Here is a 17,675-nt window from a genome sequence, read left to right as displayed (position 1 = left end):
TAACGCGTCTCTCTAGTTCGAAAATTTCTATGCTTGTCTCGAACCTATGCACTCGTGGCTTAATTCACCAACAATAACGAAAGGAAAAAAATTCTAGTTTACTAAACTGCCACGTTAGTGTATGAGTGAGAGTAAAACCGTGTTGAAGATTTTACTATTGCAAATTACTTCCGATTTCGGTTACCACCTATAATACATAGTTTGCAAAACTCCATAGCCTATTTGTGAAATGTTTTGATAAATAAAAAGGGATAGGAACTAATCGAACAGTTAAATCGCTTGAGCGAAACAAAATAGCAATACTTGATCACTCACATCCCTGCATTTAAGTTAGCTTTAGAGCATTTCACCTTTATTATCGAGAGTATCCAGAAGTATACTAACTCTATGCTCATGCATTTTGTCTGTGTCACCATTTTTTAAAGAGTTTAGGTGAACTTTTAAATTATTAACTATACTTGCTTCTGGACATTCATTTTGTAGATCTTTAATTAAGTAAACTATTAACCTACTCCAACTCCACTTGTTTTCGTTAATCTGACCTTTTAGGTTTGGTAACAAATAATGTTTATCTTCAAAAGAATTTATAATGACTTTTAAGATTTCTATAGGGATGCGTTGACTAATTTGCTCCCTTAATATGTGTAGATATTTTAAACTGTTATATTCCCCGTTATAATGCTCATTTGTTACTGATTCTAGCAGTTTCTTAAAGTATTCTTCTTTAATCTTTTGGTTAATCAGTTCAATAACCTTAGTAATATCTTCAGAACTCGACATAGCACCATAGTTTGATATTAAGTTTAAGTAAGCAGACTTATCGATTTCTATACTATTTGTTATAGCAGGTGCAATTTTCTCTACTATTTCATATTGATCCATAAATTCTTCTTTAACTAATTTACCCCAACCGTACCCAAATTTAATGTGAACCATTATCGAGCCCAATGATTTAGAACCATCAATATTATTAATAATTTCTTTAGCTGTAATAATACTCTTTCTTATTTGTTCCTCTGATGAATAAAAACCTATAGGTTCTTCATAGACATTTATAGCCTGTATAGCCTCAAGAAAAACTTTTTTTGAATAATCTCCTGTTTTATACCACGAGAGAAGGATCGGAAGGATTGTATTGCTCATTTCATTTTCTAATGATGTTGTAATGATATACCTTAATAAATATAATGTTGTTCCTTTTTCTCCTGCATTGTAAGTTGCATTACTCAAACTTGTAGTAGAGTCTTTCGATTTACTTAGAAACTTTTTCTCTTCTTTATCTTCCACAATATAATAAACTACGGCATAACACATTTTATATAAATCGGATTTTGTAAATTTATTGGTGAAACCATCATCTCCTACAACACTCATAACTTCATCAATAAACATATTAATTTTTTCAGCTGTTCTAAGATTCATAAGACTTAGATCCCCAACCATAAAATTAACCGCTCTCAAAACATCGTTACCAAGTATGCTTTCTAAGGCATCATCTGAAAACTTATCAATTTTATAAGATCTATCAATTGACTTTTCCTTATACTGATTAAAAGTTTCTTGTTCACTGTTCAATTTGTCTATTTCCCCAACTAAAACTACCTTGATTCCATCTATCTTTGCAAGATTATCTATTAAACCAAGAACTTCTCTTATGTCTAATTCTTCATGCTTTCTCTCAAGATCGTCTAAAATGACGATACTTCTTCCTCTGGTGTTTAATTTTTTTTGCAGACTGGACTCTAGGCTTGCTAATAATGGGATTGATAACGAAAATCCATAATATGAGAAGTTTACTGTCTCAAGTTTCTTACTTATTGACTTTCCCAACTTTTCTAGTTTTGCATATGGTAAGCTTTCAATAATTTGAAAGTATAAATCATTAATGATACTCTCTATGTCTTTTCGTCCAAATAAGGAGACATAATAAACGGTATCGTTGCTACTATCACTTTCTTTAATAAAATCAGTAATGTTTTTTGTTTTACCTATGCCCCAGACACCTTCAATTAATATCTTTTGATTATTTGAGTCACTAAGTTGACTTAAAAAGCTAGGTATTTTATCCGCTTTCATTTAACACCCTCCTCAGAGAGCAAGCTCTTTGCTCTTTTTAATAAGAATAAATCTTTTTGAGTAACTGTATGAAAATGACAAACTTTATTTCTAACCTGCTTAGTGGTTGATAACATTTTAACGAGATCACTCCCCAATCTTCGCTCGTAAATAGTAATTACATAATCTAAACATTCACGGTACGATCCTTTTCTTTGCAAGGGTATATTGTAGCCATCTATTAACGTAGTGTAAATTTCATAGAGTAATTGATATGCAATAACATTGTTGTTAGTTTCATTATACATATAGCACCTCACTCGCTGCCTCACTCAATCGGCGTTCGGGAAGATCACCCTCACACTCTCCCTCGAGTCGCAGCGTTCCATATTTGTGCCACCAATTACCCGTGACGAGTTAGTTTTGTTGCAATCCGTATTTCTTCGCATCGCACTAGCGGTGATCCCTGATTTCTGCCACCTGTGGCCTCCAAAGGGATACCGCCCCCCTCCTTCTCCAACCACCTATTGTTCTTACGAACTTAAGCTGACGGAAGGCGAGGCTGGATACTTGCTCACTTCGTTCGCAATCGAAAGAACTGACTCCGTCAATTCTTTCTCTTCATATTTCTTTGGAGGCTTGTCTAGTGAAACCTATGGTTTAGCGTTCTGATTTAAGTACGCGCTCTTGCACAACGCAACTACTTCGTTACATTCATAGACGCGAGCGCAAGTAAAGCCTCATTGTACTTAAGAAATCAAATGATCATGCATAGTGTTACTTTCTTCTGTCTGCTTATTTTGTCATGCGAGTCAAATTGATTAAAGGAAAGCTTTTCTGCAAGCAGAAAAGCAATTAATTAAGTTCAATTGGAATTCGCATGTTATTCATTTTGGTGACAGAAGAAACTAGGGAGGCTTTAAGATGAAGGTCATTAATTCTTACGATGAGGCACGTCAGTTTGTAACAAAAAGCGTTGAAGAATTGCAAGAAGTTGTTTGCAGAGATTTTAAACTTAGATATGATATTGATTCCAAGATGATATATCTATCAACATCAAAAAAAGAGCGGTTCAGTAGAAAAGCAGTACTATCCTAGTGGGTTATCAATTTTTGCATTTCAGCAGCGGAAACAAATCAACAAAATATTGCGGGATTAATCAACATTTTACTTTTTCAAATCACTGGTAAAAATATCCTGAGTATATTACCATTATAAATGATTAAATATTCTAAATAAAGGGTTTGATTGTATATCAGTGTTTGGTTATTCCGAGCGGGTAAAGAGGGACAATTTGAAAAGAAGTTTCTAGATGACAGTCGTATTTATCTTACTTGGGATGAGTTGTATTTCGACCTTAATGATCACCCTGACAAAACAGAATTGTAAGAAGTTATACTTAAGCATTACGAACTTGATAACCGTAAAGTCGCTATAAATTGGGCTTCACAAATCTATCCAATTGCACACAGGGTGGAGATCGGTGACTGGGTAGTATTGCCAAGTAAATTTAATCGTAAGTTACACTTTGGCAAGATCACTGGTGAGTACACCTATGATGAAGAACAAGAAAATCCTTATAATCACTTCCGCGATGTAAACTGGTTTGCCACTGACATCCCGCGGGATCGGTTTGATCAGGATATTTTATATTCTCTCGGTGCTTTTCTAACAGTCTGTAAAATTAATAAAAATGATGCAGAAAATCGGATAAAGAAAATGCACGAAAATAATTGGAGTATTCCAAACAGAACGGTTACTGAAGAGTTTATTGATACTGAAGAAGATATAATCGTAAACATAGAAGAAAATATCCAAGACCGTCTTTCTGAACACATCATACGTAAATTCAAAGGTCATCGAATGGAAGAATTAATCGAAGAAATCTTAAAGGCGGAAGGCTTTACTACCTATCGTAGTCCCGAAGGCGCTGATCACGGTATTGATATTTTAGCTTCAGCAACTACACTAGGTTTCGGTTCTCCTAAACCAGACGTGCCTGTTGATCGACCGACGATGGATCAACTCATTGGTACAATGAGCAATGTAGATGCAGATTATGGAGTTTTAGTATCTTGGAACGGATTTAAATCTTCCGTCATGAACGAGGTCCCTAAACAGTTCTTTAAATTAAGGTTGTGGGACTCAGCAAAAGTAATTGAAGAACTTAGAGAGAATTATGAACTTCTTAGCGACGATATTAAATCTGAAATTCCTTTAAAGCGAGTTTGGTTGTTAAATAAAGATGAGTAACTATCAAGAAGACCCCCGTTTATAACGGGGGTCTTCTTGAATCAAAACTTATCCAAGTATCTAGTCTTCTATTAAGGTGCCCAACTTTGATAAATTCTCTTGCAACAACACCTCGGTAGTCACCGGTGACGTTTCATTCGGTTATCATGTAAATCCAGATAAAAGTAACTTATTTACATTGATTATGGCTATTTGTTAAGTACTAATGGCATACTGACATAACGAGCTAGGGCTGTTGCTTTCTTTTTTTGCTCAAATTATAATTACTACCTAAGTACAGTGCTTGTTATTAACTGCTTTCCAATTTAACTAACATTTAAAGTTCGTTACACCAGACTTTACAAAGCACTATAAAGTACTTAATTAATTAAAATCTACGCAAACAGGAGTAAATCATGCAACTATCTGATTTTGATGAACGTAAATTTTTACAAACAGTTGAAGATATAGCTGAAATTGCCAATAAAGAACTCAATGACGAAGAAAAAAAAAATAAAGGACAATATTTCACACCTATTTCTATCGCAACCTATATGGCCAAACAAATAAATTTAGGCAAAGCAAATAACTTAAAAATACTCGATCCCGGAGCAGGAACGGGCGTACTAACAGCTGCGTTGGCTGATCGAATCATAAAAGAACAACGCAAAATCAATTTAGTCGTAGATCTATATGAGCGTGACTTAGAAGTATTGCCTTTTTTAAGAGAAACATTAGATTTATGTGTTCAATTATTTAATTCTAAAGGTCTTGTATTCCAATTTAACATTATAGAAAACGATTTTATCATTGATAATAAATCTCTATTCTTTAACGGGTTGCTACAAAAAGAAAATACTAGCCTTTATGATATAATTATATCGAATCCACCTTACTACAAAGTCAATAAACAACATGAGTACTCAAAGATATTAATAGATTACATTTATGGTCAACCGAATGTTTATTTTATGTTCATGGCAGTTGCGGAAAAACTGTTAAATACCACAGGGCAATTAGTATTTATCACACCAAGAAGCTTCTGCTCTGGTGCTTATTTTGAAAAGTTTAGAGAAAAATTCTTTGCAGTTATCGACCCCGATCATATACATTTATTTGGATCAAGATCAGGTAATTTCAAATCCCAAAAAGTACTACAAGAAAATATAATCATTAGTGGTTTTAAAAGATGGCCGTTTAACCCGTATATTACTATAAGTTCTTCTTCATCTCTTGATATCAAAGACGATTACAATGAAGAAGTATACGAAAAGTCATTAGTGTTAGACTCTTTCGATCAGAAGAATATGTTACGTTTACCCTTAAATGATGAAGATAAAAACACACTAGAACTATTTGATAACTGGACTAACACTTTATCCCAAATGAATATGGATATTTCAACGGGTCCTGTAGTTACTTTTAGACATAAAGAATATCTAAGTAAGTTTCTAGAAGAAGAAAACTATCCTTTACTTCTAATGAAGCACATAAAAGATGTGAAAATTAATTTTCCAATCAGTTCTGATGAAAAGGGAGTCATTGCTGCTGCTGAAAAAAGACGTTTACTTTTGGACTCACGTAATTACGTATTATTAAAGCGCTTTACATCAAAAGAACAAAAGAAAAGAGTCGATGGTGCACCATATATAGCAGATGCCCATAATTTTAAAAAGATCGGTTTAGAAAATCATTTGAATTACATCCATAAGGTAAATCAAAGTTTGACCTCTGCTGAAACTTATGGCTTAGCAGCTTTTCTGAATTCATCACTAGTAGATCGGTATTTCAGAATTATAAATGGCAATACACAAGTTAATGCTTCTGATATAGTCTCACTTCCATTACCTGAATATGAAATAATTGAAGATATAGGGAACAAAATCATTTTTGGTAAACTAACATTTGAAAATGTCGATAAGTATATTGCAGATATTATATCAAATCCTAAAGTTTACACCTCAAAAGAGGGGGATAAAATGACAATTGAGGACGAAGCATTACAAATTATAAGTGAATTAGAATTAGAAAAAAGACAACAAAATTCAAGGTCAGCTCTTACACTTCTCGCTCTTCTTGGATTAAAAGTATCAAGCGAATGGAAAGATGCTCAGCAAAAGTTAATGCGAGTTGTTGATATAATGTCTTTCATGAAAGAGCACCACGACAAAGAATATGCAGCTAATAGTAGAGAAACTATAAGAAGACAAACACTACATCAATTCGAACAAGCAGGCTTAATTAGTAGAAACCCTGACGATCAAACTCGACCAACTAACAGTGGAAAAACGGTATATGCTGTTACAGACGAGTTCCTTAGACTAGTACAATCTTTTAACACTAGTGAATGGGATAATAACCTACTAATATTTAAGGATGAATTCTCTACATTAAAGCAAAAGTACGAGAAGATTAGAAATACCGCTAAAATACCTATACAGTTAGATGAAAAGGTCTATAAACTATCCGCGGGTGAGCACAACATACTTCAAAAGAAAATTATTCACGATTTCAGAGCACACTTTGCTGACAAGGCTGATGTCCTTTACTTTGGCGATACAGCTAACAAATCAATGCATATAAAAGAAGAAAAATTAAAAGCACTAAATGTTCCTTCGCTTAATCATGATAAATTACCTGACGTTGTATTGTATGATGAATCTCGAAACTGGCTATTCCTCATAGAAGCAGTAACAACACACGGACCTATTTCTAATAAGAGATATTATGAACTAGAGAAAATGTTTAGGAACTCATCTGCCGGAACAGTGTATGTTACAGCATTTTTAAGTATTCAAGACTTTAAAAGTTATGCAGATGATATAGCCTGGGAAACGGAAGTCTGGTTTGCAGATTTACCTGCTCATATGATGCATTACAATGGTGATAGATTTTTGGGACCTAGATAAGTCATTAATTATAATCACACCTTGATTATCTATTTTTTTATAAGGTTGCATCTAAATAAAAATGACCACACACTTATTGTTTTTGGCTTTTTCCAATGTTTAAAGTCAATTGAGTTAGATTACAAAAAACGCAGTAGAATGCATGTTATGCACATGCCTCTACTGCGGTAAAAATTCGTCCCGACAATGGTAAGGATGAGAATGAGGTCAATAGTTCACTCATACTTGTCTGGAAAATAAAATTCTGCTTGAAATTCCTCAATAAAGGGTATTGCTCTAGAAGAAGTAGAAGCTGCGATTGAATTGAGGTGCAGGAAGGTCATGGATGCTAAGGAAAGCATTAAGCGAGAGTTGAACAAGTATTATCGTCGAAGAATTGCTTTGATGCAGGCGATCGATTTGATCGATAATTATTGCAATGAGTTGGAAGAGGAGCTTAGTTTCTTCTTAGAATTTGCGGATGATGATCTGTATTTTAATCAAGAAAAGGACATTGGCAGTTGGAATATTGAAATTCCTGTGAGACGTTCAATTTCCATCAAATTAAGAATTGAAGATCATGAGGAGCCGTTGAATGCGAAGTACATTGACGTCATTGTGACAGTAAGTGAGAATAGAATCTTTAAGGACGTTCTATATTATGATCCAGATCGCAGTGAGGACCGGTATATTTCTGAGACGTCTGGCGAAGAGATTTGTAATGATCTACTGAATAAGTACTTTAAGATTCTTCAGAATGAACATACGGCTAAACAGATCTTGGATCGTTACAGTGATAAACAATTATAAATCGTAAGAGCTGGGACAAAGGGCTTTGAGGACGTGATGGTGTTCTTAAGGCTTTCTTTAATTTTAAAAAGATCATCGCTGTTTAAACGTGACTTATCGCAAAATGAGAAAGGAGTAAGCAGTATGCCTTGGACAATGGAGAATTACCCATCATCACTCAAGAACCTCGATAAAGCGGTGCGCAAGAAAGCGATTGAAATTAGTAACACGCTTATTCAAGATGGTTATGATGAAAGCGAAGCCATCCCAATTGCAACCTCCCAAGCAAAAGAATGGTTTTCCAACGCAACGAAAAAGGAACGAGAAGGTTTTTTACAACACGCAACGACCTCTCCGAGCAGTACAACGTCGTCAAACAGGCCAGAGTTACTCGATCGTCCTTTATTTGTAACAGCTAACGAGGAAGGCAACTGGGTCGTCCAAACTGAAGGAGCGAAACAGCCTGCCCACGTGTTTAATAAGAAAGAAGATGCAGTGAAGCGAGCAAAGGAGATTGCGAACAACAAACAAACTCAGTTAATCATCCATCGCAAAGACGATACGGTCGAAGAGAAAATTAATTATGAGAAGTAGTCATTTAGATATCTGTTCTAAAAAGTGAAAAGGTCACCACCGTCGTTGTGACCTTTTTTGTCGTGCCTATTGCTATACATAGAGATATAGACCGACAAACACAGCAATTAAATGGGGAAAAGAGAATAGGAAAAGTGATGTCGCCCAGGATGATCTCTTGTTTCGGGTCGATTGATCTTCTTGAAAGTGATTCGGATCGTTTCTCCATTGAAAGGTTCCTAGAAGTAACCCAGAGACGAGTAGGCCACCGACGCCTATGATTGCTGTAATGATGAGGAAGAGTTCTGCAGAGGTAATTAGCCATGAGGTTAGAAAAGCAACGATGAGTAAAAGAAAACCGAGTATGAAGGATTTCATATTTCTACCATTCCTTTCCACTTACCCTTGATATTCCCGCTGAAGGGGTATGCTTAAACGAGTTAAAATAAGAAGAAAGACTGTAAGGGTTGCGATCACTGATATTACGGTAGCCGTTTTCGACAGAAGCTGATTATAATGAGTGAGGGAGGGAACGCGATGAACATAACGACCAATGGCTGGGTGCACCAGCTTATGCGACAACTTGGAATGAAGAACGAACAATTACAAAAAGAATTGTCTTTATACCAAACGGCATTAGAACATTCTTATGAAGGCATTATCGTCGTAGACCCTGACGGTTATATCATTTCGGTGAATGAGACGTATGCGTCTTTTATAAATAAAGTTCCAGATGACGTGCGTGGCAAGCACGTAACGGAAGTTGTAGAGAATACGAGAATGCATCTTGTAGCCAAAACGGGCTACCCAGAAGTGGCGAACGTGCAAGAGATTAATGGTCATCAGATGATTGCGAATCGAATTCCAATCGTGTTGGACGGAGAGGTCGTTGCGGTTGTCGGGAAGATCATGTTCCAAGATCTTGATGATTTGTTTAAAATGAATTCGCAATTCCAAGAACTCATCAAGCAGTCTTCGTTATTTGATACACCTCATGAACAGTTAAAAGCTAAATATGCGTTCCAGCAAATCGCAGGTCAAGATGACAAGATCGTCAAGACGAGAAAGATGGCCAAAAAAGCGGCTAAAACGGATACGACGATTCTAATCGAAGGGGAGAGCGGGACAGGGAAAGAGTTGTTTGCCCATGCGATTCATCGTGAGAGTCGGCGCGCGAACGGGCCTTTCGTGCGACTTCATTGTGCCGCGATCCCAGAGTCATTGTTCGAATCGGAGTTATTCGGTTATAAAGAAGGCTCGTTTACTGGAGCGAAGCAAAGTGGCAAAGTTGGAAAAATTGCATTAGCGCATCGTGGCACGTTATTTCTTGATGAGGTGAGTGAGATGCCACTTGCGATGCAAGTCAAGTTGCTTCGCGTGCTGCAAGAAAAGGAGATTGAACCGATTGGAGGCGTGGCGCCAGAAGCGGTTGACGTTCGAATTATTGCTGCTACGAACCGGCCCCTTGAAGCACTTGTGAAACAAGGAAGTTTCCGAGCGGATTTATATTATCGTCTTTATGTAATGCCTCTACGAATTCCTCCTTTGCGTGAACGTCTCGAAGATTTCGGAACACTTGCTCATTCTCTATTGCGAGAGTTAGAACGAGAGATGGGAATTGACGTAGCGGGTCTGACAACTCAAGCGGAAGAGAAGCTTAAGAAACACGCGTGGCCAGGGAACATTCGAGAATTAAGAAATGTACTTGAGCGAGCCATGATTCGCAAGGAAGATGAATGGATTGAGTCTGGCGATATCGACTTTTCACTCAAACTTACTGAAGCGGTCGCAACTGATGAGTCGCTTCAAGAGACAATTGAGCGTGTAGAGCGTGAACGAATTGAAGAAGCGTTGAAGCATGAAGATGGCGATGCACAACGTGCAGCAAAACGATTAGGAATCGGGAAATCTAGTTTTTATGCAAAGCGTTCCAAGTACGATATTCCATAAAAATGGAGCGCTTTCCGGATTTGAGGAAGAAAAAGTGGAGTCGTTTACAGTAAAACCTTGTCACATCCACCTCTAAATATTGGCACACTTCTTGCAATAAATAATGTAATCGCTTACAAAAGAAGGTTTAGGAGGGTTTAAGGTGATTTTTAGCTTAATCGGTTTAATTGGGGGACTAACGCTACTTATCGTGCTAACGATGCGTGGCTGGAATTTATTAATTTCAACGCCATTGTGTGCATTGTTCATGGCTGTATTAAATGGTATTCCGCTGTTCCCGCAATTGGTAGCAGAAGGGGATCCGAACCTTGTAGGAAACTACATGACTGGATTTTCGAACTTTGTTGGTCAGTGGTTCTTAATGTTCTTGCTTGGCTCAATGTTTGGAAAAGTTATGGAAGACGCTCGTGCAGCGGACAGTGTTTCGAAGTTCGTTGTCGATAAACTTGGCGTAAAATATGCAATTGCGGCAATTGTCGCAGCGTGTGCCATCTTAACGTATGGTGGTGTGAGTCTATTCGTTGTTGGTTTCTCTGTTTTTCCTTTGGCGCTTAGCTTGTTCCGTCAGGCGAATTTGCCGAGACGATTTATTCCGGCAACGCTTGCGTTTGGTTCTGTAACGTTTACGATGACGTCTGCTGGATCTCCAGAAATTCAAAATTGGATTCCGATGCCGTTTCTTGGCACATCACCGTATGCAGGTTGGGAAGTAAGTTTGATTGTTGCAATCTTTATGATTTTCTTCGGTTATTACTTACTCAAATGGATGATCAACCGTGCGGTTAAAAAGGGTGAAGCTTTTGATGAACGCCCTGGCGATCCTGAACCGACGAGTAAAGATTTACCGAATCCACTTTTATCAGCCATTCCATTAGTTGTTGTGCTCGTCATTTCATTTTTGTTCCACGATACACTTGAGCATTCAGCGTTAATCATTGCTCTAGCGAGTGGGATTTTTGCAACATGGATTTTAAACCGTAAATACTTAACCGATGTATGGGGTTCTGCTTCTAAAGGAACGATCGGTGCACTTCTTGCGATTACGAATACTGCAGCAGTTGTTGGTTTCGGTGCTGTAGCACAAGCGACACCTGCGTTTTCAGCAGCTGTTGATATTGTTACGGGTTATGAAGGTAGCCCATTAGTTGGTGCAGCTGTAGCTGTCGGTGTTATTGCGGGTCTTACTGGATCTTCTTCAGGTGGTCAACAAATCGCGTTGCCGCTCATTGCTCCACATTACTTGGATGCAGGAGTCAACCCTGAAGCACTTCACCGTGTTGTTGCGATTTCATCTGGTGCGCTCGATACACTTCCACACGGTGGATACGTTGTAACGACGATTCGAGCGATTTGTGGTGAGTCACATCGTGTGGCCTATGGTCCACTTGCGATGGTAACCGTACTCGTACCAGTAATTGGTGTAATCTTAGCCATCTTCTTATTCTCATTAGGACTAGGAATCTAAGAAATATAGAAAGAAAGAGACGTGACAGTGATGACAGAATTACAAGGACGTGTAGCTTTTATTACAGGGGCTGCGAACGGATTAGGATTAGAGATTGCGAGAACTTATGCACAAGCAGGAGCTAAAGTCGTGCTTAGTGATATGAACGAAGACGCAATCAAGACACGAGTAGCAGAATTTGAAAAAGCTGGTCACAACGTGATCGGTGTTGCGTGCAACGTGCAAAGTGAAGAAGACATTAAACGAGCGGTGGCACAAACGATGGAGCAATACGGTCAGTTGGACATTCTCGTAAACAATGCAGGTATGCAGCACGTGTCTCCTGTTGAAGACTTCCCGACGGAGACGTTTGAACGCATGATCGACATTATGTTGACGGGACCGTTCCGTTTGATTAAAGAAGTATTCCCAATCATGAAGGAACAACACTATGGTCGTGTCATTAACATGGCTTCCATTAACGGTTTAATTGGTTATGCTGGAAAGTCAGCGTACAACAGTGCAAAGCATGGCTTAATCGGTTTGACGAAAGTGTCAGCATTAGAAGGAGCGGCTAATGGAATTACGGTAAACGCTCTTTGTCCGGGTTATGTTCGTACCGACCTCGTCCAAAAGCAGTTGGATGACCTTTCAGAGGAACGGAATGTGAGTGAAGAGAAAGTATTAGAAGAGATCTTCTATCCATTAATTCCGCAAAAGCGTCTCCTTGAAACGGAAGAGATTGCCCATTATGCGCTATTCTTAGCGAAAGAACAGTCTAGAGGCATTACAGGTCAAGCGAATGCGATTGATGGAGGCTATACAGTTCAATAATGTTGGGATGGTCAGCTTGCTGACCGTTTCTTCACGATGAAAGGAGAGGAATCCAATGAAGAAAGTTACGGTTATCGGTTCTGGTGTGATGGGGCATGGGATCGCCCAGCGCGTGGCTCAAGTAAAGGTACCGGTTGTGTTGTTTGATATCAACGAAGAATCGTTAGTAAAAGCTAAGTCGTTAATTGAAAGCAACTTAACGATGCAAGTGAATGAACAACTACTCGGTGAGCAAGAGAAAGAAGAAGCACTTGCGTTTCTTAACATGTCTACAGATTTGGAAGCGTCAGTTCAAGGAAGTGAGCTTGTGATTGAGGCAATCTCGGAGAAATTGGAGCTAAAACATGGGTTGTACCGTTCACTTGAATCACTCGTTCCAAAGGAGACAGTGATCGCGTCAAATACATCAACGTTTTCTATGAAAGAACTGACAGAAGGGGCAGCGCATCCAGAGCGATTCGTCGTTACCCATTTCTTTAATCCTGCACAGTTTGTGCCGCTCGTTGAAGTCGTTAAAGGAGCTCAAACGACGGAGCATGTCGTGAATGAAACGATGTCGTTCATGAAGCAGATTGGTAAGAGCCCAATCTTACTTAATAAAGACATTCCAGGGTTTGTTGCTAATCGACTGCAAGCCGCACTAGTGAGAGAAGCGTTTTATCTTCTTGAAGAAGGCGTTGCGGACGCTAGAAGTATTGATCTTGCAGTAACTGATGGTCCTGGATTCCGTTGGGGATTTGCTGGGCCGCTTGAGACGGCTGATTTTGGGGGTTTGGACATTTGGAAAAGTGTCGTTGAGAACTTAGCACCTACGCTATCAGAAAACACGAAAGTCCCTGATTTCATCCAAACGGCGATTGATGAAGGGAACCTCGGTACGAAGACAACCGAAGGTATTTATTCGTATTCGAGCGATATCATTCAAGACCGCTTAGTGGAGCGAGATCAATACCTTATGCATTTAGGGAAACTAAAACAATCAACGTAAATGAAGAGCGTCCTAAACAGGGCGATTAGGGTTTCAAAAGACCTCTGCTGTCACACCATAGGAATTCAAAGTGGATGAACTGATTGTATTGCTTAGACAATCTGTTTAATTTGCTTTTACAAATAGAGTTTGTATGAAAAAGTGGATTTTTGTGGCGAAGGCGTCCGCGGCAAGCATAGCCGCAGGAGCCGCTTTACTCTTTGAAAGTACGTTTGATTCGCTCAAAAACTCAGCGTCCCGAAAAAAGACCGCTGAAAAACAGCTTTTTGCTCCTGAAAGACCAAAGTAATTAAAAAAACGGATATTTATCACCATATTTAAAAGACCTGAGGATTGGGCGGTTTCTTACTCGAGTTGGTGCTTGAGTTCATGGTTCTTGGCGATGAATCACCGCCTCCTCCGGTGCCATCTCTAGAAAATACTTAAACGACATATCATATTCCGATCGACAAGGTTAACGTCAGACAACGGATAGATACTCTTTAACAGTAAGTATTTAATCATTCGTAGGGGGTCAATGGCGGAACGCACATAAGTCAATATTTAGGTTGATTCTAGTTCCTCATATGTGAACGAAAAATCAATAAGTTATTCATTATTCTTAATTGTAGTCTGTTGGAACAACTACATCGTAAAGGTCAGCATACTCAATACGTGGAGGAGACGGATGACGCTGAATCATGAATAACACGGCTTTTTTTGGGTTTTTATTTTGATGACCTTTGTGCGTCAATGAACTATTCTTTTAACGAACACACTTGATTGGAACGGAAGGCGGTGACGCCTGCGGAAAAAGGGGCGAGTCGAGACCCGAATGGCGAAGCCTGAGGAGGCTCGGCCGCTCCTCCGCGGCATAGAAAACACGGTGATTGCGAAGCAGGAGCCGATGTTGCCCTTGTGCCAGGGGTGCAAGCATCCGCCTGCAGTGGAAATCATAGCTCTAGTATAGGTTATTAAAAAAGAACGTACGCTCGAATTTCGAGCGTACGTTCTTTAATTAGAGACTTTTTCAGTGGTCTTTCCAAACAGGACGCTTTTTTAAGATTGTATAGAGAGTTTGTTAATTTTTCCGAATACGGCAATTCAATCGCTAGAATGAAGAGGAGGAGGGGATCAAATGAAAAAATACATAGGGATGGCAGGCTTGTTTCTAGTGGTTGGATTGTCTACGACAGACCTTGTCGATGCAGAGGAATTAAATCTGAAAGAAGCAATACCTGACGAGGCGTTGCGCGATGCGGTGAAAGCTTCATTAGAGACAGAAGAGAGTATCATTGATGAAGCGACGCTAGAACAGCTTGTTCAGTTGGACGGAGCTCGCGGACAAGGAATTGCTGATTTAACTGGGCTGGAGCTCTTTACGAACCTTGAAGACATTGAGCTACGTTCCAACGAGATTACGGATCTTGGTCCGCTACAACGGTTAGGCAACCTTGAAAGTATTGACCTTAGGCAGAATCATATTCGTGATCTTGCTGCACTTGAAGGACTTACCAGCTTGTTGGACCTAGACCTTCGCGGGAATGCGGTCTCTGATTTATCAGCACTAGAATCACTTGTTAATCTAGAAACACTCGATCTTAGACAGAATCAAGTCGCATCAATTGATCCACTAGCTAATCTACATAACTTAGAAGAGCTAAATCTTCGCGAGAACAGTGTTCATGATCTACAACCACTACAGCAATTGGTTCAATTAAAAGAGTTGAATTTACATACGAATCGGGTCAATGACTTAAGCCCAATTTCAAATTTAGAAAAATTAGAAGTGTTAACGCTCCGACGTAACCAAGTAACCGATCTCTCCCCACTCCAGTCATTGGTGAACTTAAATGATATGAATTTACGTGACAATGACATTGATAGTCTAGAACCATTAGCATCGTTACCTCGACTTACCGAGCGTTTGCACGTAAGAGGGAATGATCGCTTAACCGACTATTCACCTGTGGAATCGTATTATGCAACCATTAAAGACGTTGATTTTATCTTGCGACCGCTCATGCCGTTTCCATTAGAGCGCTTCGACATGCAAACGAGTGCTGAACGACAACGATCCATTTACGAATCACTCGTTCGTAACAACAGCCATTTTAAAGATGAGTCGATTTTTGAACAGAAGTTTCAAACGATGAATACAGGCATGTTTTCTTTTTTTCGAGGCTCTTCTCACTTGTATGCCGATGATGCGTTACGAGGGAATATGGGGGTTCCGGATGCGTGGCTTGAAGACGATGTGAACACGTGGATTACGGGTGACTTTCATGTAGAAAACATCGGCTTTTATGGAAATGGGAGTGGTGAACCTGTTTTTGATTTTAACGATTTCGATGAAGTTGTTTATGCACCGTTTTACTATGATCTCATTCGTTACGGTTCAAGCATAATAAAGTTAAATGACATCGCGCCAGGCTTACAGTTGAGTGACGATGAAATCAGTGACGTCATCACCGAGTTCGTATCGACGTATACGAACGAACTTCAAAAAGTAGTGGACGGAGAAATTGAACCGAATCAGTTCTCATTTACACCAGAGCATACAGAAGGATTTGTGAAGGAAACGGCTGAGGAATTGCAGTCCATTTCACAGTTGGACGAGCTGAATACGTGGACGACGATGATTGGTGAACAAAGACACTTTGAGGAAGATAATCCCCGCTTAGCCGCAGCTTCTGAAGCAGAGAAAGCAATGATCAACACGTATTGGCAAAACTATGTACACGAGCAAACACAAGACTATGATTTAGATGAGGAACACTTTGAAATTAAAGACATTGCTCGTAGAACGAATGCAGGCCTTGGTAGTCTTGGATACGATCGTTACTACGTGTTAATTGAAGGTGCGAGTGACAGTGAAGATGACGATATTATTTTGGATGTGAAAGCTCAAACAAAAGCACCTTTTGAAGAAGAAGAGTCAATGCAAACCCCTCATGCAGAGCGTACGATCACGGGTGCAAAGGCATTGTTGCCAGATAACCATAGTCCATATTGGGGAATGTTGGACACAGAAGAGCAATCGTTTTCAGTGCGTGAGCGTTCTCGTTATAAAGAAGAATTTGGTGAGGCGTCCTTCGAGTCAAAAGAGCAGTTAGAAAGTGTCGTGCAACATAGTGCGCAAGCGGCAGCGATTGCCCACAGTCGTGCCAATCCGATATTTGCTGAAAACGCATCTCGCGCGATTCACAGTTGGGAAGACTTTGACGATATCTTAACAGAGATTTCGGTTCAGTATTATGACCAAGTGATTCATGATTATGACGTGTTCAGCGCGCAATATACGAATGGGTTCTTTGAAGGCAATCCGTATGTTCCAACGTTGTTAGACTACGTATCTGGTGCAAACTATCAAGACGTTTCTGACACGCACTATGCCATTGACGAAATCAATGCGATGTACGCACTTGAGGTTATGACAGGGAATAGCTCCGGACAGTTTATGCCTGCACGCCATACGACAAGAACACACTATACCGTGATGCTCGTTCGAGCGTTTGGTTTAAACGGTGATGAGGAGTCCTATGAACAAGCCCTTTCATTTGCCGACGTGGATGAAGAAACGTGGTATGTGAATGAACTGTCTGCAGCGTTAAAACACGGACTGATTCAAGGATACAGCGATGGAACATTTAGAGGAGAGCAATCGATTAGTCGTATTCATTCCATTCGAATTCTAGGAAGAATGCTTGAATATACATTTGATGTTGATCCTGATCAATTCGATGTGGCGCCTTTTTCGGATCTTGACAATATCGATGAAGAGACGCAATCTTATGTAAATGCTCTTTATCACATGAATGTTTACCAAGGAAGAGACGATGTACTCTCACCTAGTGAGCGCTCTTCTCGTGCACAAACTGCGGTTGTATTCTATCGTCTATTAAATGAGATGCAATCGCTACAAACTACACGCTAGTTAGGG

At 39.2% G+C, this 17,675-nt stretch carries 12 protein-coding genes; 10 read left to right on the top strand and 2 right to left on the bottom strand.

What is annotated here, in order from left to right:
• Nucleotides 1–336 precede the first annotated feature (336 nt).
• Entirely contained in the window at nt 337–2,076 is a 1,740-nt protein-coding gene (locus JOD17_RS00530) for a P-loop NTPase fold protein (RefSeq protein WP_204695195.1), read from the bottom strand.
• Nucleotides 2,077–2,979: 903 nt separating this feature from the next.
• Here JOD17_RS00530 and JOD17_RS00525 point away from each other — a divergent pair.
• The 5 genes from JOD17_RS00525 to JOD17_RS00505 all read left to right on the top strand — a co-directional run bounded on the left by JOD17_RS00525 (nt 2,980) and on the right by JOD17_RS00505 (nt 8,558).
• Nucleotides 2,980–3,153, top strand: a complete 174-nt coding sequence (locus JOD17_RS00525) for a hypothetical protein (RefSeq protein WP_204695193.1) — start codon at nt 2,980–2,982, stop codon at nt 3,151–3,153.
• 399 nt (nt 3,154–3,552) lie between these two features.
• A complete protein-coding gene (locus tag JOD17_RS00520; RefSeq protein WP_239575082.1) occupies nt 3,553–4,308 on the top strand; it encodes a restriction endonuclease in 756 nt (251 codons plus the stop codon).
• A 395-nt stretch (nt 4,309–4,703) separates the two neighbouring features.
• The gene (locus tag JOD17_RS00515; RefSeq protein WP_204695191.1) at nt 4,704–7,196 is read left to right on the top strand and encodes a BsuBI/PstI family type II restriction endonuclease; all 2,493 of its coding nucleotides are present in this window, start codon (nt 4,704–4,706) and stop codon (nt 7,194–7,196) included.
• Between the two features lie 321 nt (nt 7,197–7,517).
• On the top strand, nt 7,518–7,985 hold the full coding sequence (locus JOD17_RS00510; protein ID WP_204695185.1) for a hypothetical protein: 468 nt from the start codon (nt 7,518–7,520) through the stop codon (nt 7,983–7,985).
• A gap of 123 nt (nt 7,986–8,108) precedes the next feature.
• A complete protein-coding gene (locus tag JOD17_RS00505; protein WP_204695183.1) occupies nt 8,109–8,558 on the top strand; it encodes a DUF2188 domain-containing protein in 450 nt (149 codons plus the stop codon).
• Between the two features lie 72 nt (nt 8,559–8,630).
• Here JOD17_RS00505 and JOD17_RS00500 read toward each other — a convergent pair whose 3' ends face one another.
• Nucleotides 8,631–8,915 carry a DUF5316 family protein gene (locus tag JOD17_RS00500; protein WP_204695181.1) on the bottom strand — a complete coding sequence of 95 codons (285 nt, stop codon included), beginning with the start codon at nt 8,913–8,915 and terminating at the stop codon, nt 8,631–8,633.
• Between the two features lie 159 nt (nt 8,916–9,074).
• Here JOD17_RS00500 and JOD17_RS00495 point away from each other — a divergent pair, with 159 nt between their 5' ends.
• The 5 genes from JOD17_RS00495 (at nt 9,075) to JOD17_RS00475 (ending at nt 17,669) form a co-directional block, all read left to right on the top strand.
• Nucleotides 9,075–10,487 carry a sigma-54 interaction domain-containing protein gene (locus JOD17_RS00495; RefSeq protein WP_239575080.1) on the top strand — a complete coding sequence of 471 codons (1,413 nt, stop codon included), beginning with the start codon at nt 9,075–9,077 and terminating at the stop codon, nt 10,485–10,487.
• A gap of 145 nt (nt 10,488–10,632) precedes the next feature.
• Nucleotides 10,633–11,952 carry a GntP family permease gene (locus JOD17_RS00490; protein ID WP_169964969.1) on the top strand — a complete coding sequence of 440 codons (1,320 nt, stop codon included), beginning with the start codon at nt 10,633–10,635 and terminating at the stop codon, nt 11,950–11,952.
• Nucleotides 11,953–11,982: 30 nt separating this feature from the next.
• Nucleotides 11,983–12,765 (top strand): 3-hydroxybutyrate dehydrogenase, encoded by a 783-nt coding sequence (locus JOD17_RS00485; RefSeq protein WP_204695174.1) that lies wholly within the window; start codon nt 11,983–11,985, stop codon nt 12,763–12,765.
• A gap of 55 nt (nt 12,766–12,820) precedes the next feature.
• Nucleotides 12,821–13,753 carry a 3-hydroxyacyl-CoA dehydrogenase family protein gene (locus JOD17_RS00480; protein ID WP_204695172.1) on the top strand — a complete coding sequence of 311 codons (933 nt, stop codon included), beginning with the start codon at nt 12,821–12,823 and terminating at the stop codon, nt 13,751–13,753.
• A 1,117-nt stretch (nt 13,754–14,870) separates the two neighbouring features.
• Nucleotides 14,871–17,669: a DUF2252 family protein gene (locus JOD17_RS00475; protein ID WP_204695170.1), complete on the top strand. Its 2,799-nt coding sequence runs from the start codon at nt 14,871–14,873 to the stop codon at nt 17,667–17,669.
• The last annotated feature ends 6 nt before the right edge of the window (nt 17,670–17,675 follow it).

Origin of the sequence: Geomicrobium sediminis (assembly GCF_016908595.1) — a bacterium.
Taxonomy (GTDB): Bacteria; Bacillota; Bacilli; order Bacillales; family Marinococcaceae; genus Geomicrobium_A; species Geomicrobium_A sediminis.
This window is presented reverse-complemented; position numbering and strand designations above follow the sequence as displayed.

Bases quoted from the DNA above. Each gene is read 5' to 3' on its own strand.
- JOD17_RS00515 (WP_204695191.1), top strand. From the start codon at position 4,704: ATGCAACTATCTGATTTTGATGAACGTAAATTTTTACAAACAGTTGAA.
- JOD17_RS00510 (WP_204695185.1), top strand. From the start codon at position 7,518: ATGGATGCTAAGGAAAGCATTAAGCGAGAGTTGAACAAGTATTATCGT.
- JOD17_RS00475 (WP_204695170.1), top strand. From the start codon at position 14,871: ATGAAAAAATACATAGGGATGGCAGGCTTGTTTCTAGTGGTTGGATTG.
- JOD17_RS00480 (WP_204695172.1), top strand. From the start codon at position 12,821: ATGAAGAAAGTTACGGTTATCGGTTCTGGTGTGATGGGGCATGGGATC.
- JOD17_RS00530 (WP_204695195.1), bottom strand. From the start codon at position 2,076: ATGAAAGCGGATAAAATACCTAGCTTTTTAAGTCAACTTAGTGACTCA.
- JOD17_RS00495 (WP_239575080.1), top strand. From the start codon at position 9,075: ATGAACATAACGACCAATGGCTGGGTGCACCAGCTTATGCGACAACTT.
- JOD17_RS00485 (WP_204695174.1), top strand. From the start codon at position 11,983: ATGACAGAATTACAAGGACGTGTAGCTTTTATTACAGGGGCTGCGAAC.
- JOD17_RS00500 (WP_204695181.1), bottom strand. From the start codon at position 8,915: ATGAAATCCTTCATACTCGGTTTTCTTTTACTCATCGTTGCTTTTCTA.
- JOD17_RS00525 (WP_204695193.1), top strand. From the start codon at position 2,980: ATGAAGGTCATTAATTCTTACGATGAGGCACGTCAGTTTGTAACAAAA.
- JOD17_RS00505 (WP_204695183.1), top strand. From the start codon at position 8,109: ATGCCTTGGACAATGGAGAATTACCCATCATCACTCAAGAACCTCGAT.